Source organism: Parabacteroides sp. KHUB-02 (assembly GCF_056640955.1).
Map to the genome: position 1 here is coordinate 679,860 of NZ_JBWQEV010000001.1, position 14,074 is coordinate 693,933.

At 48.3% G+C, this 14,074-nt stretch carries 9 protein-coding genes; 3 read left to right on the plus strand and 6 right to left on the minus strand.

Translation table 11 applies throughout. The features are described from left to right. Positions 1 to 4 precede the first annotated feature (4 nt). Positions 5 to 3,751 carry an efflux RND transporter permease subunit gene (locus tag ACYIA1_RS03135; protein ID WP_217773514.1) on the minus strand — a complete coding sequence of 1,249 codons (3,747 nt, stop codon included), beginning with the start codon at positions 3,749 to 3,751 and terminating at the stop codon, positions 5 to 7. A gap of 237 nt (positions 3,752 to 3,988) precedes the next feature. Then, positions 3,989 to 4,375 (minus strand): HYC_CC_PP family protein, encoded by a 387-nt coding sequence (locus tag ACYIA1_RS03140; RefSeq protein WP_041525575.1) that lies wholly within the window; start codon positions 4,373 to 4,375, stop codon positions 3,989 to 3,991. Positions 4,376 to 4,518: 143 nt separating this feature from the next. On the opposite strand from ACYIA1_RS03140, the gene ACYIA1_RS03145 reads away from it, so the two are divergent. Next, complete coding sequence (locus ACYIA1_RS03145) at positions 4,519 to 5,802, plus strand: DcaP family trimeric outer membrane transporter (RefSeq protein ID WP_005866118.1); 1,284 nt, start codon at positions 4,519 to 4,521, stop codon at positions 5,800 to 5,802. 81 nt (positions 5,803 to 5,883) lie between these two features. Here ACYIA1_RS03145 and ACYIA1_RS03150 read toward each other — a convergent pair whose 3' ends face one another. Then, positions 5,884 to 7,455 (minus strand): ClC family H(+)/Cl(-) exchange transporter, encoded by a 1,572-nt coding sequence (locus tag ACYIA1_RS03150; RefSeq protein WP_005866120.1) that lies wholly within the window; start codon positions 7,453 to 7,455, stop codon positions 5,884 to 5,886. A gap of 181 nt (positions 7,456 to 7,636) precedes the next feature. Continuing rightward, on the minus strand, positions 7,637 to 8,635 hold the full coding sequence (locus ACYIA1_RS03155) for a gliding motility protein GldB-related protein (protein WP_008778107.1): 999 nt from the start codon (positions 8,633 to 8,635) through the stop codon (positions 7,637 to 7,639). A 108-nt stretch (positions 8,636 to 8,743) separates the two neighbouring features. Between ACYIA1_RS03155 and ACYIA1_RS03160 the strand changes: the two genes are divergently transcribed. Further along, a complete protein-coding gene (locus ACYIA1_RS03160; protein WP_122369339.1) occupies positions 8,744 to 10,066 on the plus strand; it encodes an MATE family efflux transporter in 1,323 nt (440 codons plus the stop codon). Between the two features lie 4 nt (positions 10,067 to 10,070). Here the strand turns inward: ACYIA1_RS03160 and ACYIA1_RS03165 are convergent, their stop codons facing one another. Both ACYIA1_RS03165 and metF read right to left on the minus strand, forming a co-directional pair. Further along, complete coding sequence (locus tag ACYIA1_RS03165; RefSeq protein WP_122369338.1) at positions 10,071 to 11,195, minus strand: DNA polymerase III subunit; 1,125 nt, start codon at positions 11,193 to 11,195, stop codon at positions 10,071 to 10,073. A gap of 254 nt (positions 11,196 to 11,449) precedes the next feature. Further along, positions 11,450 to 12,403, minus strand: coding sequence for a methylenetetrahydrofolate reductase [NAD(P)H] (metF, locus tag ACYIA1_RS03170; protein WP_288655730.1), 954 nt, complete (start codon positions 12,401 to 12,403; stop codon positions 11,450 to 11,452). 540 nt (positions 12,404 to 12,943) lie between these two features. Between metF and ACYIA1_RS03175 the strand changes: the two genes are divergently transcribed. Beyond that, complete coding sequence (locus tag ACYIA1_RS03175) at positions 12,944 to 13,963, plus strand: branched-chain amino acid aminotransferase (protein ID WP_005858291.1); 1,020 nt, start codon at positions 12,944 to 12,946, stop codon at positions 13,961 to 13,963. The last annotated feature ends 111 nt before the right edge of the window (positions 13,964 to 14,074 follow it).

Genomic DNA, 14,074 nt, shown 5'->3' on the forward strand with positions numbered 1-14,074 from the left:
TCTTTTATATCTCATAAGTCGTTACCTCCTCTTGAATTTTATTCTTTTGTTCTTTCTTTATAGCGTTCTCCCGCCACCAGCATTGCAGGACGGGAACGACAAACATGGTCATACTCTGGATCAGCATTCCTCCGAACGTAGGGATAGCCATCGGTACCATGATATCCGCCCCCTTACCGGTAGAGGTAAGTACGGGGAGCAAAGCGATCAGGGTAGTGGCTGTAGTCATGGCCGCAGGGCGTACCCGTTTCAGTCCGGCGGCTACTACCGCTTCCCGGATATCGTGCTTGGTGCGGGGGTCTCGCTCGAGGAATACATGATGGATGTAGGTTCCCATCAATACCCCATCATCCGTAGCCACACCGAACAAGGCGATGAAACCGACCCAGACTGCCACGCTCAGATTGATCGTGTGCATCTGGAAAAGATCCCGCATATTCTCTCCGGCGATGGAGAAGTTCATGAACCAATCCTGTCCGTAAAGCCATAGCAAGATAAAACCTCCGGCGAAGGCCACGAACACCCCGGAGAAATGGATCAGTGAGGCAGTGACCGTCTTGAATTGAAAGTATAGAACCAGCAGGACGATCAACAAGGCGAGGGGAACGACGATCATCAGCCGGCTGGTGGCACGCTCCTGCTGCTCGTAATTGCCGGCGAACTTATAGGATACGCCGGGATCAAGGTTCAACCCTCCCTCCTTTATTTGTTGCTCAAGGATGCGGGAAGCCTCTTTCACGACATCCACTTCCGCCTTCCCCGCCAGTTTGTCGAAGATGACGTAGCCTACCAAGAAAGTGTTCTCGCTTTGGATCATCTGCGCTCCACGGGTATAGTTGATATCGGCAAGCTCTTTAAGCGGGACTTGCGCCCCAGTGGCGGTCGGTACGAGGATCATACCTAGCGCCTCTGGATTATCTCGAAGCTCACGAGCGTAGCGTAGGCGCACCGGGAAACGTTCCCTGCCTTCCACGGTGCGGGTCAGTACCATGCCACCGACAGCGGCACTTAATATCTCTTGCAAGTCCTCCACGTTTACGCCGTAACGGGCCATATTCTCACGGTTCAGTTCGATCTCCAGATAAGGGGCGCCTACCGCACGGTCGTAAAATACGGAAGAGGGGATAACGGAGGGTACCTCTTTCAATGCCTTCTCGATCGCCTTTCCGGCTTTCTCGATCGTCTCCAGATCCGGGCCATACACCTTGATACCCATCGGGGCACGCATACCGGTGGATAACATGACGAGACGGGCCTCGATAGGCTGCAGCTTCGGGGCGGAAGTCAATCCCGGAAGATGGGTGACGTTCACGATCTGTTGCCAGATATCGTTCGTGTTCTTGATCTCCGGTCGCCATTGGCGGAAGTAATCGCCTTTAGCGTCTGGGATCAGGCTGTCTGAGGGAATCAGCCGGAAACCGTCTTTGGGGTTATATACGCCTCCATCTTTTAGGAGATACTCCCCTTGCCGGTTTACCTTGAAACGTTCCCTTTTCCCGTCCTCATTCAGGATATATTCCGGACGGTAGTTGATCGTATTCTCGAACATCTGTACCGGCGCTGGATCGAGGGCGGAGTTTACACGGCCCCATTTACCGATGGCGGTCTCCACCTCGGGGATAGAGGCCAGCCGTTTGTCGAGCGCCTCTATATAATCAAGGTTTTGCTCGATACCGGAATGCGGCATGCTAGTCGGCATCAGTAGGAAAGAACCTTCGTTCAGGCTAGGCATAAACTCCTGTCCGATGCCTCTCCATATCCAGAAACCGAATACGATGGTAGCTCCCGGAATCAACATGAATTTCCAGCGGTTATCCAAGCACCAGCGCAATATCCTCTCATAATACATAACGAGCAGCCACAGGATGCTTAGGATGATGGCTACGCAACCCGCCACGAACAGGATATTGGCGAGCATCCCTTTTTGCGGCCCCATCGGCAACCATTCCTCGGACAGGTAATAGATCGAGACAAAGAGGGTGATACCGATATTGATATAAGTGCTCATCTGAGGCTTCTTCCAATACCCGGACAATAGATTATTCAACCCGACTGCCGTTAGCCCGATAGCGGGAATACTGCCATAGATAATAAGTAAGGCGATTCCGGCCACGATCAACAGGTAATTCAGTATTTTCCGTATCTGCCTTGAATGGATCTTTATCGAGAACAACCAATACGATAGGGAAGGAAGCAAGATCAATCCCAGCACGAAGGCGGAAGCCAAAGCATACGTCTTGGTGTAGGCCAAGGGCGAGAACATCTTCCCTTCCTGCGCCTCCATGGTGAAGACGGGGAGGAAGCTGACGATCGTCGTGATCATCGCCGTGCTGATCGCCCCGGACACCTCGCTTACCGCCTTATAAATAAGGTTGACAAACGCCTTTCCCCCCTGTATATGCCTGTTCTCGGGCATCTCCCGGTAACGGATGATACTTTCCACGAAGACGACCCCTACATCCACCATCACGCCAATGGCGATCGCTATACCCGATAAAGCCACGATATTCGCCGCTATCCCCGTATAACGCATGATGATGAACGTGGCGAGCACCGCTATCGGTAACATGCTGGCGATAACGATAGAGGCCCTTAGGTTGAGCACCAGCACGATGATAACGATCACGCAGATCAATATCTCGTGGGAGAGGGCGGTCTCCAACGTCCCGATCGTCTCCTTGATAAGCCCCGTACGGTCGTAGAACGGCACGACGGTTACCTTGGAGACCGTCCCGTCCGCCAGTACCTTCTGGGGCAATCCCGGTTCCATCTCCTTGATCTTCGCCTTTACGTTATTGATAACCTCCAAGGGGTTGGAGCCATAGCGGGCTACGACCACTCCGCCCACGGCCTCCACACCCTCCTTGTCCAGCCCTCCCCGTCGGGTTCCCGGACCGATATTCACGAACGCCACGTCCGATATGCGAACCGGCACGCCTTCCCGCACGGTGATGACAGCATTCTCTATATCCTTTACATTCTTGATATACCCCAAGCCCCGGATCAGGTACTCCACCTTATTGATCTCCATTGTCTCGGCGCCGATATCGAGGTTGCTCTTCTTGATGGCGCTCATGATATCCATCACGGAGACGTTGAAGGCGTACATGGCATCCGGGTTCAACTCGATCTGGTACTCCTTCACGAAACCGCCCGCCGAGGCAACCTCGGATACCCCCTCGGCGGAGGATAAGGTGTACTTGACGTAGAAATCCTGTATCGTACGCAACTCCTCGGCGTTCCAGCCTCCGGTAGGTTTACCGGTCTTGGGGTCCCGTCCTTCCAGCGTATACCAATAGATCTGCCCGAGGGCGGTAGCGTCCGGTCCCAAGGTAGGCTGTACGCCTTCCGGCAAGGTTCCCGGAGGCAGGGAGTTCAGCTTCTCCAATATACGGGAACGGCTCCAGTAGAACTCTATATCGTCATCGAAGATAATGTATATGAAGGACATCCCGAACATGGAGGAACTACGGATCGTCTTCACTCCCGGGATACCTAAAAGAGAGGTGGTCAGCGGATAAGTGATCTGGTCCTGTATATCCTTCGGCGAGCGGCCCATCCATTCCGTGGCCACGATCTGCTGGTTATCGCCGATATCGGGGATGGCGTCTACCGGAATCGGATTCCGGGGAATGATCCCCCCGTGCCAATTGAAGGGGGACGTGGAGATGCCCCATACGATAATCAGCACTAGTAAAAGTAAGGTTACCACCCTGTTCTCAAGGAAGTAACAAATGATTCTGTTTAACATTTGAATGAGCTTTTATGATTTGAAAACATATGAGAACGCTTATTTGTTCGTCTTTGAAGGCAAGCGATCACATGAGTACTCGTGATGCTTTACGCCAGTACTCGCAATGGATTACTCCAGTATTTGCAATGGATTACTCCAGTACTTGCGGTGGATTACTCCAGTACTCGCAATAGATTACGCCGGTACTCGTGCGTAAACAGACGTAAATCGCCTTTTAAAAAGGAAGCCTATACGCTAAATCAAAAAAGTACAATGATGGACGAATAACGGGATAGCGCTATTCTCCTTGGGTGGATTAATAAAGGGATTGGAACGTGTTGTCTCGTCTCGCCCGGCGATCTTATAGGAGTCGAGTAGATCGAACAACAAAACTACAGCGACAGGAGCGGACAATTGCACGAGCGTATTCGCCACATCCTGATCGACGGATAACTTAACATATTCCGTCTCGGTAGAGCAGCACTTATGGGACGTGCCCGCCTCACCACAACTGGGGCAAGTGTCAAGATACTGCAAACTCACCTCCGCCAACTTACCCATACAATAATGGTAATTCAGCGCAAACCCGGAGGAAACCCCGAGGTAAAAAACAGCGAGTATGAACAATAAAAATCTTCTCATCCCAAGTAATATATTCCGCAAATATATGAATATTTTTTGAACGGGCAATAGGGTGGAAAAAGTGCTCGTAGGGTTGTTAAAATCAGAACCTTTTCTTTATAGCCTTGTTCAAGGTAGGTAATTAATCTAAACAAAACACATTTATGAGACTATTTGTACAAGGGGCAGTATTACTGCTAGGTATGGGATTCTTATCGGCTCCCGCTAAGGCTCAAAAGGTGGTCATCGAGGATGACGTGCCAAATTCGATAGTCCTTGTCAGCCAAGACAAGGCAGGTGATGAAATCGTGAGGATAATGAATGAGACGCAGAGCCCTCGTTTCCACGACCCGAAAGCCCCCCGCTTCGTATTGACCGATCGTAAGGGACGTTTCGCCTTGGGTATCGGCGGTTACGTGAAGGCTACGGCGGAGTATGATTTCGGCGGGATTTCGGATGATGTCGATTTCTATCCGTCCATGATCCCGAATGGTGGGCAGAACTACGTCCGTAACCAGTTCCAGATGGACGCTACTACCAGTACGATATTCTTGAAATTAGTGGGTCGTACCAAACACCTCGGGGATTTTGTCGTGTATACGGCGGGTAACTTCCGGGGAGGCAGCAAGGTCTTCGAGCTTCAGAACGCCTATGTGTCTTTCCTTGGTTTCACGATGGGTTACGATTATAGTACCTTCATGGATCTGGCCGCTCTTCCGCCCTCGATCGATTATGCGGGGCCTGCCGGACAGGTTTTCAGCCGTGCCACCCTGTTACGCTATGAGCGTGCTTTCGGTAAGGGATGGAAAGCGGGTGTAGGTATCGAGATGCCAGTGGTGGATGGCATCACGAACCAAAGCGTGAATATCAGTAACCAACGTATGCCGAACTTCCCTGCCTATATCCAATACGCTTGGAATAAGAGCAGCCATATCCGTGTAGCTGGTATCGTACGTAATATGACGTACGAGAACTTGGTGGCGCAACGGGCCGAGTCTAAGGCCGGATGGGGCGTGTTTGCCGCCTCTACGTTCAATGTGACGAGCAAGCTGAACTTCTACGGTCAGGCTACTTACGGCCGGGGGATCAGCCAGTTCTTGAATGATATCAGTAATCTGGACGTGGATCTGGTTCCGGACCCCGAGGCCAAAGGCAAGATGCAAGTGCTTCCGATGATGGGTTGGTACGCTGGCTTGCAGTATAATATCACGCCGAAGGTATTCGTCTCCAGCACCTATAGCCAGACTCGTTTATACAGCGAGAATGATTACCCGGTTACCCCGTCGGATCAATACCGCTACGGTCAATACTTGGTAGCCAACATTTTCTGGAACGTGAACGCTAATCTGCAAGTCGGCGCCGAGTACTTGAGAGGCTGGCGTACCGATTTCAACGATATGACCCGCCACGCCAACCGACTTAATGTTTCCGCTCAATATAACTTCTGATAATGTAGCGTTTTGTTGATGTGCCACACCGGGGGATTCTTGGTGTGGCATTTCTTTTCGAGGCGATTGGCAGGTCTGCGATTAATAGATGTTCGCCATGCTAATCAGCGGCTCATACAGCTTCTCGATATCCTGCGAATCGATCTCGATTTCTACTTGATCACCGGGGATAAGAGTCTGTCCGGCGGGAGCCAAGTCCTTGCGATCCCGGTGAATAGTCTTGATGATACAACGTTGGGGGAGGGTGAGGTGATCTACCTCCTTCCCGTCGAAATAGGCACCTGTCATGATCTCTACGAACAGGCTGGAACGCCCTTCGGTACGGAAGGCTGGAGTCGAGATCATCTCGTCGTAGAGAACCACGTTAAAAGGTTTTATCTGTAGCATTTCCGTGAAGTAATACGTAAGCCCGCCGACAATGATAGAGGGGTAGAATACGTCCAGATGCCCGGTTATCTCCGTAATCAAGACGATACCCGTCAGCGGTGTCCGGACTACCGCCACCAAGAAACCTACCATGCTGATTAACATGATATAGCTGATGCTCTCCGTTTCAATGAAACCATACTTCACCAATAATAAGGCGATGATCTGCCCGAACAATCCCCCGGTAACTAGTGTAGGGATGAAATTCCCTCCCGGCAGTCCGGAGGAGAAAGAGAGAGACGTGAATATCAAGTGGATGAGCATCATCGCCGCTATCCATAAAACGGGGTGATATCCATGCATCGCTTGCATGATAAGGAATTGCTCGCCTCCTCCTGTCAAGTCGATCTCCGTCAATGAGATCGTATACGCTATGATAAGCAGGTACAACATCTTCATATAAGGAGGATGCTTCAGTCTGGTAAAGAAATCCTTGCACCAAAGGGTAAACATCGAGTAAATTTTCCCGAAGACGGAAATAACCACGGCCAGAAATAAGAACAACTTCAGTTGATCTATAAAAGTAGCCTGCGGGGCAATAGCGCTAATCTGCGAGTAGGGGTTGAAGGGGAAAATCAAGCTCGCTACGCCTCCCGCCACGACCCCTGCCAGCAAGGTGGTAATGGCGGTCTTGGGAGCGTCGAACCGTTCGATGGACTCGATCACCAAAAGTGAGGAAGCGAGGGGAGCGGCGAAAGCGGCGGCCAATCCGGCACCTGCGCCGGCGGCCAAAAGTTGCTTGCGCTCTCCAGCCAATACGTGTCCCCATTTGGAAATGATATTCCCCACGTAAGATCCGATCTGTACGCACGGCCCCTCACGACCAAGGGACAGGCCGGCGCTGATCGCTAATATCCCTCCCGTGAACTTGGCGATTAATTGTGTCAATGGGTTTTTATAAGTGATCCTGCCATTGATAACCGCCCGTGTCTGGGGAATGCCCCCACCGGTAATCAGCGGCATCTTCTTGACCATCCAATTCACGCAAAGCAATATACCCCATAGCGTGAAGAAGAACAAGACATGGAAATACCAAGGGTAATGACCGTCGAAAAAAAGTTTCCGGCTATTGAATAACTGCTGGAGCAGATAGTGATAAGGTACCGCTACCAACCCGGTCAGCAATCCCACGAAAATGCTTACAAAATAAAGTCTGGCGTCAATAAGTTTCAATTTCCAGATCCGCCAGCGCCTCAATTTTGTTATATCTAAGAGATCATTATCCATCGGACTCACCTTGTTTTCGTTTCCTGTTACAACAACCAAGGTAAATAAGAGGTTTAAAATCTCATTCCATTGAACCTTTTTTAAAAAGCCTTGTTATTAAGATATAGTGTTTTTCATGGTATTAGAATTAAGTTAGATTAGGTTATCCGTCTTGTTCGTGAGAATAGGGCGGTTTTCCTGTTTATAGGGGTTTGTACTTTGAGGCGGTTAGGATTTCTTGGGCGTCGTTGTTTTGCATCAACGCCTCCGGGGTAGATCCCGTCTCCTTCATGTACTGGTTGATGATCTGCCAGCCTATCCAAGTCCCGATATTCCCGGGAGCGTCGTTCTCGGGGAAAATGGCCGGGGTATCCTCGAAATACTGGGAAGTTGTCAGTTGATCCGGGGTATAAAGATGCTTGCGCTCGATGATTGCTTTCCAGATTGTTCCTTCGTTGTCCTTGCACCAGTTGTAGGCCTGTTCGGTGTATCCCATTAGCTCGGCGGCATCGGGAACGCCTAGGGCTTGCGAGAGCAGGTATTTGATTTTTCCCTCGTAAATCATCCGGTCCAGCAATACGTTCTCTTTTCCCGCGAAAGGATATTCGGACATGAGCCACCCCGCCAGATAATCCGGGACTACGAGTCCACGTTGCATTTTCAATTTCTGGGAGTCATAGAAGAAATCTTGGTACAAGGGATAGTCCTTTCCCATATACTTATCGATGGAAAGGGAAAGCAGGCTATCGCCTACCAATACGTTCTGGTTGAAACCGGATACATGCATATAGATAGCAGGGATCTGCATCGAGGGGAAATTCTCCTTTAGATAGGCGAATCCGTATCCCAAGGATTTCTCGATATCCTCCACGGAATCATATTGGGTGATAGCGTCACGATACAAGCCTTTCAAGGTAGGCTCCGAGTAATAATTCCGCATTTTCTCGAAGAAGCCGGGAGTCTCGATGGTTTGCAGGTTTAATATGCCTTTCCCGATGATATCCAGCATTTCCGGGTATTGTTTGATTAGTTCGGGTTGCAAGGTGGTATCTTCCGTATCGATCAGCCGGAATAAATCCTTGTCAAAACGATTGATATGCAGGGGTTCGACGGTAGCGTAGTTGATCGTATTTGTGTTTTGCCCGTTGCAGCTCAATAGCGTAGCGGACAAAATACAGGCCATGATGAGTTTTGTAACCATATCTCTTCGTATAATAATGTAATATGATAAGAAACGGATCGCATGGGGTAATATTGTGTGACTGGCATCTTATTACTACCTTTGCCTCCCTTTTATTTAAGATTCATCATGCGATATACGAACAAACAAATTCTAAAGATCACGTATCCGGTATTAATCAGCTTGCTCATGGAGCATATGATCGGATTGACGGATACCGCTTATCTGGGACGTGTCGGCGAGGTCGAGCTAGGTGCCTCCGCCTTGGCAGGAGTCTATTATCTTGTGATTTATATGCTGGGCTTTGGTTTCAGTGTAGGCGCTCAGGTGCTGATGGCACGTCGTAACGGTGAGGGGGAGTATAAACGGATCGGCGAGGTTTTCACGCAAGGCGGGCTATTCCTTTTTTTGCTGGCGGCGGTGTTGTTTACGGCCTCTAATCTGCTTACGCCCCATCTGCTCCACCGGATGATCGGTTCGGAAGAGGTGTATCGAGCGACGATGAGCTATCTGGACTGGCGGGTGTACGGGTTCTTCTTCTCTTTTATAGCGGTGATGTTCCGTGCGTTTTACGTGAGTACGACGAATACGAAGATCTTGACGGCCAATTCGGTGGTGATGGTGCTTACCAACGTGGTCTTGAACTATATCTTGATATTCGGTAAGTTCGGGTTCCCCGCTTTGGGGATAGCGGGTGCCGCTATCGCTTCCTCGATCTCGGAAGCTGTTTCCGTATTGTTCTTCGTGATTTATACTTGGAAGAAGATAGATTATAAAAAATATGGTCTGTTCCGTTTTACGAGAGTGGATTTTAGGATGCTGGGACAAATACTTAGTGTCTCTATCTGGGTGATGATCCAGCATGGGATCGCTTTTGGAGGATGGTTTATCTTCTTTATCGCTATGGAGCATCTGGGTGAGCGGCCGTTGGCGATTACGAATGTGGTACGTAGCATCTCCTCGTTCCTGTTTATGTTCGTGAATGCTTTCGCCTCCACGAACAGCTCGCTGGTAAGTAACTTGATCGGTGCCGGGGAGTCGGACCGGGTGCTTCCGCTTTGCCGGAGGATGATCGGGCTATGCTATGCGTTCGTGCTACCGATCGGTATCTTGATCGCTATGTTCCCGTCTACCGTATTGCGTATTTATACGGATAACCCGGACTTGATCGCTAGCTCGATCTCCTCGTTGTGGGTGATGCTGTCTTCTTATCTCTTCGCTGTTCCCGGTTTTATTTATTTCTTTAGCGTATCGGGGACAGGCAATACCCGCCGTGCGCTGGAAATCGATATGGCTAGCATATTCGTGTACGTATTATATATATTGTATGTCGCCGTATGGTTGCGTGCGGACGTGGCGGTTTGCTGGACTACGGAGTATGTATATAATATCATGATCCTTTCTTCTTTCTTCTATCTATGGAAAGGAAATTGGCGTAACAAGAAAATCTGAAGACTTATCTTTTGATTAGTACGGTAATTCGTAAGGATAAATCAAAAAAGACCATCTTGGCATTCACGTTCTGTGTGATATGGCGTTCCGCTTTCGCCAATTCTTCCATCAAATCGATCACGTTTCGCTCGTTGACGAAAGGGGAGAACTTAACGGAGAAGCTAGCCTCGTCCAGATTCATATAATTAAGTTCCGGCGATTGGAACCGGTACATGAAGTTCTCCCGGATCAAATGCTGACAATAGGAGAGGAAGTTTTTCTGTCGTTCCCGTCCGATCCCTGCCATGACGTCCGCCATCGCTTTCATGCCTTTTACGTTTCGTGCCCATGAGTTTCGCATCATGGCCTTGAATTGCTCCAGAAAGAATTTATTTTCCTCGCCCAAGCTAATCGCCTCCATCGCCTTGATAAAACTTCCGGAGGAGAGGTGAGCGACGTGTTTAGCGTCGTCGGGCGAAAGCCCGAAACGGGATACCATGGCATTCATGATCGCATCGGTCTCAATGGGACGGATGTGGATACGTTGCGCACGGGATTGGATGGTCCCGAGGATAAGGTCCGGTGTCTCGGATACCATAAGAATAACCGTTCTCATAGGAGGCTCCTCTATGATTTTCAGAAGCTTATTGGCACAAGTAGGATGCAGTTTCTCCGGCAACCAAACTATCAAGATACGATATTCCGCCTCATAAATCTTTAGGCTCAGTTTATGGATAATCTCATCGCTTTCCTTGGAATAGATGATGGCTTGTGAGTTTCCGGCCTCGATATAATCCAGCCATTCATCCATATTGAAATAGGGATGTTCTTTGAGGAACCCACGCCATTCACTGAGATAATCATCGCAGACCTCTTTCTTTTTCTCTTTCTTGGCTACGATCGGGAATACAAAATGTAAATCGGGATGTGCCAATTCGTCATATTTGAGGCATGACGGGCAACGTCCACAAGCGTCCGTGTCCGTCCGGTTCGTACAATTCAGATAACGGGCGTAAGCCAAAGCCAGCGGAAACGCCCCGGCTCCCCCTTGCTCTGTGAATAACTGTGCATGGGGTACGATCCCCGTCCGAGCCGATTGTCTCAACCGTTCCTTCACTTCCTCTTGCCCGATGATATCTTTAAAATACATGAGATATTTCCTTTTCTATAGAATAATGAACGAAGTTACGGAAAAGTATTCAGATATCAAAAAGCGCGAGGTTTTGTAAATATCAATTGACATATGTAGAGTAAAACTAAGAACGGATACAATACCAAGTCAAGTCCAATAAAGAATATGTATTTCATTACCTTAGAATTTTAAAAATAACCATACTTAGTACATGATTGTTCAATCGTGTACTTCTATTAGACAACTCAGCGTACAAAAACCCCTATTGTATTTCAATAAATTTCTTTCGCTATTTTGTAAACGCTATCCGAGGCCATCATTGTGTAGAAATGTAAGCTCGGTACACCATGAACGATCAGATCCTTGCACTGCTGTATACACCATTCCACACCCACCTCTTTCGCTTCCGCATCATCTTTACATTTACGTAATTCTGTTGCGAAAGGCTCCGGGATATCTGCACGGAATATCTTCGGAAGAACCGTTAATTGGTTCTTGAAAACGATCGGTTTGATACCGGGGATGATGGGAACCGTGATGCCTTCCGCACGGCAACGATCCACGAACGCATAATATTTTTCATTATCGAAGAACATTTGGGTTACCAGATATTCAGCGCCATTTTTTACTTTCTCCTTTAAGTAATAGATATCAGATTCCATATTGGGCGCTTCCTCGTGCTTCTCCGGATAGCAAGCCATGCCGTACGAGAAGGGAGTCTCTATACCGTCTATCTTGGAACCGTCTAACGCGATACCTTCGTTGAAATGATTTACCTGCTGCTGTAAATCAGTCGCGTGATCGTGGTATAACTCCGGGTTTTGCTGGGAGGCCTCTAAGGTCTTTATATCTCCCCTTAATATTAAGAGGTTGTTTACGCCAAGGAAGTTCAAATCGATCAAAGCGTATTCCGTCTCGTCTTTCGTAAAGCCTTTACATATAATATGGGGTACGGCAGGAATACCGTATTTATTCTGGATAGCCGAAGCGATCGCTACGGAGCCCGGACGTTTACGGATGTTTACTTTCTGGAAACTTCCGTCTGGTAAGGTTTTATAGACGAACTCGCTATGGTGGGAGGTGATATTTATGTATTTAGGGTCGAATTCCTTCAACTTGTCAATTACATTATACACCTTCTGGATACTGTTACCTTTCAGCGGCGGTAATATCTCGAAAGAAAAAGCGGTACTCTTACTATGCCTTATCAGATCAATGACTTTCATATTTTAATTATTTTTGACGCGAATGTAGCAAAAATCTTGGTAACATAGATTTTAATCCGCTATTTGTATATATCCATGCCACGGCTCTTTCATTTACCCATCCGTTTCGGCAGGCCGGAATGCATGAATCTCAAGTGAAATTCCGCACAATAAGTTTACGAGAGAAAATTGTGTATAAGAATCTGATAATCAGTATTTAAAAAACAGGATAATCTTTCTGCGAAAACACGTACATGTTTTTGGAAAAAGTCGTACGTGTTTTCCGGAAAGGTCGTACGAGTTTTCCGGAATCCTTCCACCGAAAACAAAAGCGCATGTTAAAATTTACAAGAAACCCCACTTTAACGAAATGTTAAATGAAAAAGCCGTGGCCTTCCGTTTGCTTTTTTTAGTTTATAGGCCGAACTATATATAAATTAGCGTATATTTGCGGTACACAAAATCTCCCATAGCGACGGCTATGGGCGTTTTTGCTTTTGAGCGATATTATTAACAGTGTAATTTGTTAATTTTAAACTAATTACAGCAAATTGTATAGATATGGAAAATTTAAATTGGTCTGAGCTGGGATTTGGTTATATCAAGACAGACTACAATGTAAGATGCTACTATCGTGACGGCAAATGGGGTGAGTTGGAAGTTTCTTCATCCGAGATTATCAATATTCACATGGCCGCTACTTGCTTGCATTACGGACAAGAGTCTTTCGAGGGTTTGAAGGCCTTCCGTGGAAAAGACGGTAAGATCCGTGTATTCCGTATGGATGAGAACGCTAAACGTATGCAATCTTCCAGCCGGGGTATCAAGATGGCTGAGTTGCCTGTAGAGATGTTCGAGGAAGCTGTACGTAAGGTCGTGAAATTGAACGAGCGTTTTGTTCCTCCTTATGAGAGCGGTGCCGCTTTATATATTCGTCCGTTGATGATCGGCTTGGGCGCTCAGGTGGGTGTGAAGCCGGCTCCCGAATATATGTTTATGATATTTGTCACTCCGGTAGGTCCGTATTTCAAGGGTGGATTCCAGCCCTCGAAGGTGTGCGTGCTTCGTGAGTACGACCGTGCGGCTCCTAACGGGACAGGTACGATCAAGGTGGGTGGTAACTATGCCGCTAGCTTGGTAGCTGGCGAGATCGCTCATTCCAAGGGATACGCCGCCGTATTGTATCTGGATCCGAAAGAAAAGAAATATCTGGATGAGTGCGGTCCGGCTAACTTCTTCGGAATCCGTGGCAATAGCTATATCACTCCGCAATCCCACTCGATCTTGCCTTCGATCACGAACAAGAGCTTGCAGCAATTGGCCGAGGATATGGGCTTGACGGTAGAGCGTCGTCCGGTTCCTTTCGAGGAGATCGCTACGTTCGACGAGGCTGCCGAGTGTGGTACCGCTGCGGTTATCGCCCCGATCTCACAAATCGACGATTTGGATGAGAACAAATCTTTTGTTATCGCCAAAGACGGCAAACCGGGTCCTGTTTGCGAGAAACTATATCATAAGCTACGTGCCATCCAGTATGGCGACGAGCCGGATACTTACGGATGGATCTCGATCATTGAATAATATCTTTTGTTTCGTAAGGACTGGAGTGCGCTCCGTCTTTACGAGACAGAATACGTTGATAGGCAATTGTTAGTTTGAACTTTACTTTTTGCAATAAAATTGCAATCTCCG

What these genes read in the sequence shown, in the direction of transcription:
- ACYIA1_RS03165 (WP_122369338.1), bottom strand. Translation starts at nt 11,195, where the DNA reads ATGTATTTTAAAGATATCATCGGGCAAGAGGAAGTGAAGGAACGGTTG.
- ACYIA1_RS03155 (WP_008778107.1), bottom strand. Translation starts at nt 8,635, where the DNA reads ATGGTTACAAAACTCATCATGGCCTGTATTTTGTCCGCTACGCTATTG.
- ACYIA1_RS03150 (WP_005866120.1), bottom strand. Translation starts at nt 7,455, where the DNA reads ATGGATAATGATCTCTTAGATATAACAAAATTGAGGCGCTGGCGGATC.
- metF (WP_288655730.1), bottom strand. Translation starts at nt 12,403, where the DNA reads ATGAAAGTCATTGATCTGATAAGGCATAGTAAGAGTACCGCTTTTTCT.
- ACYIA1_RS03140 (WP_041525575.1), bottom strand. Translation starts at nt 4,375, where the DNA reads ATGAGAAGATTTTTATTGTTCATACTCGCTGTTTTTTACCTCGGGGTT.
- ACYIA1_RS03160 (WP_122369339.1), top strand. Translation starts at nt 8,744, where the DNA reads ATGCGATATACGAACAAACAAATTCTAAAGATCACGTATCCGGTATTA.
- ACYIA1_RS03175 (WP_005858291.1), top strand. Translation starts at nt 12,944, where the DNA reads ATGGAAAATTTAAATTGGTCTGAGCTGGGATTTGGTTATATCAAGACA.
- ACYIA1_RS03135 (WP_217773514.1), bottom strand. Translation starts at nt 3,751, where the DNA reads ATGTTAAACAGAATCATTTGTTACTTCCTTGAGAACAGGGTGGTAACC.
- ACYIA1_RS03145 (WP_005866118.1), top strand. Translation starts at nt 4,519, where the DNA reads ATGAGACTATTTGTACAAGGGGCAGTATTACTGCTAGGTATGGGATTC.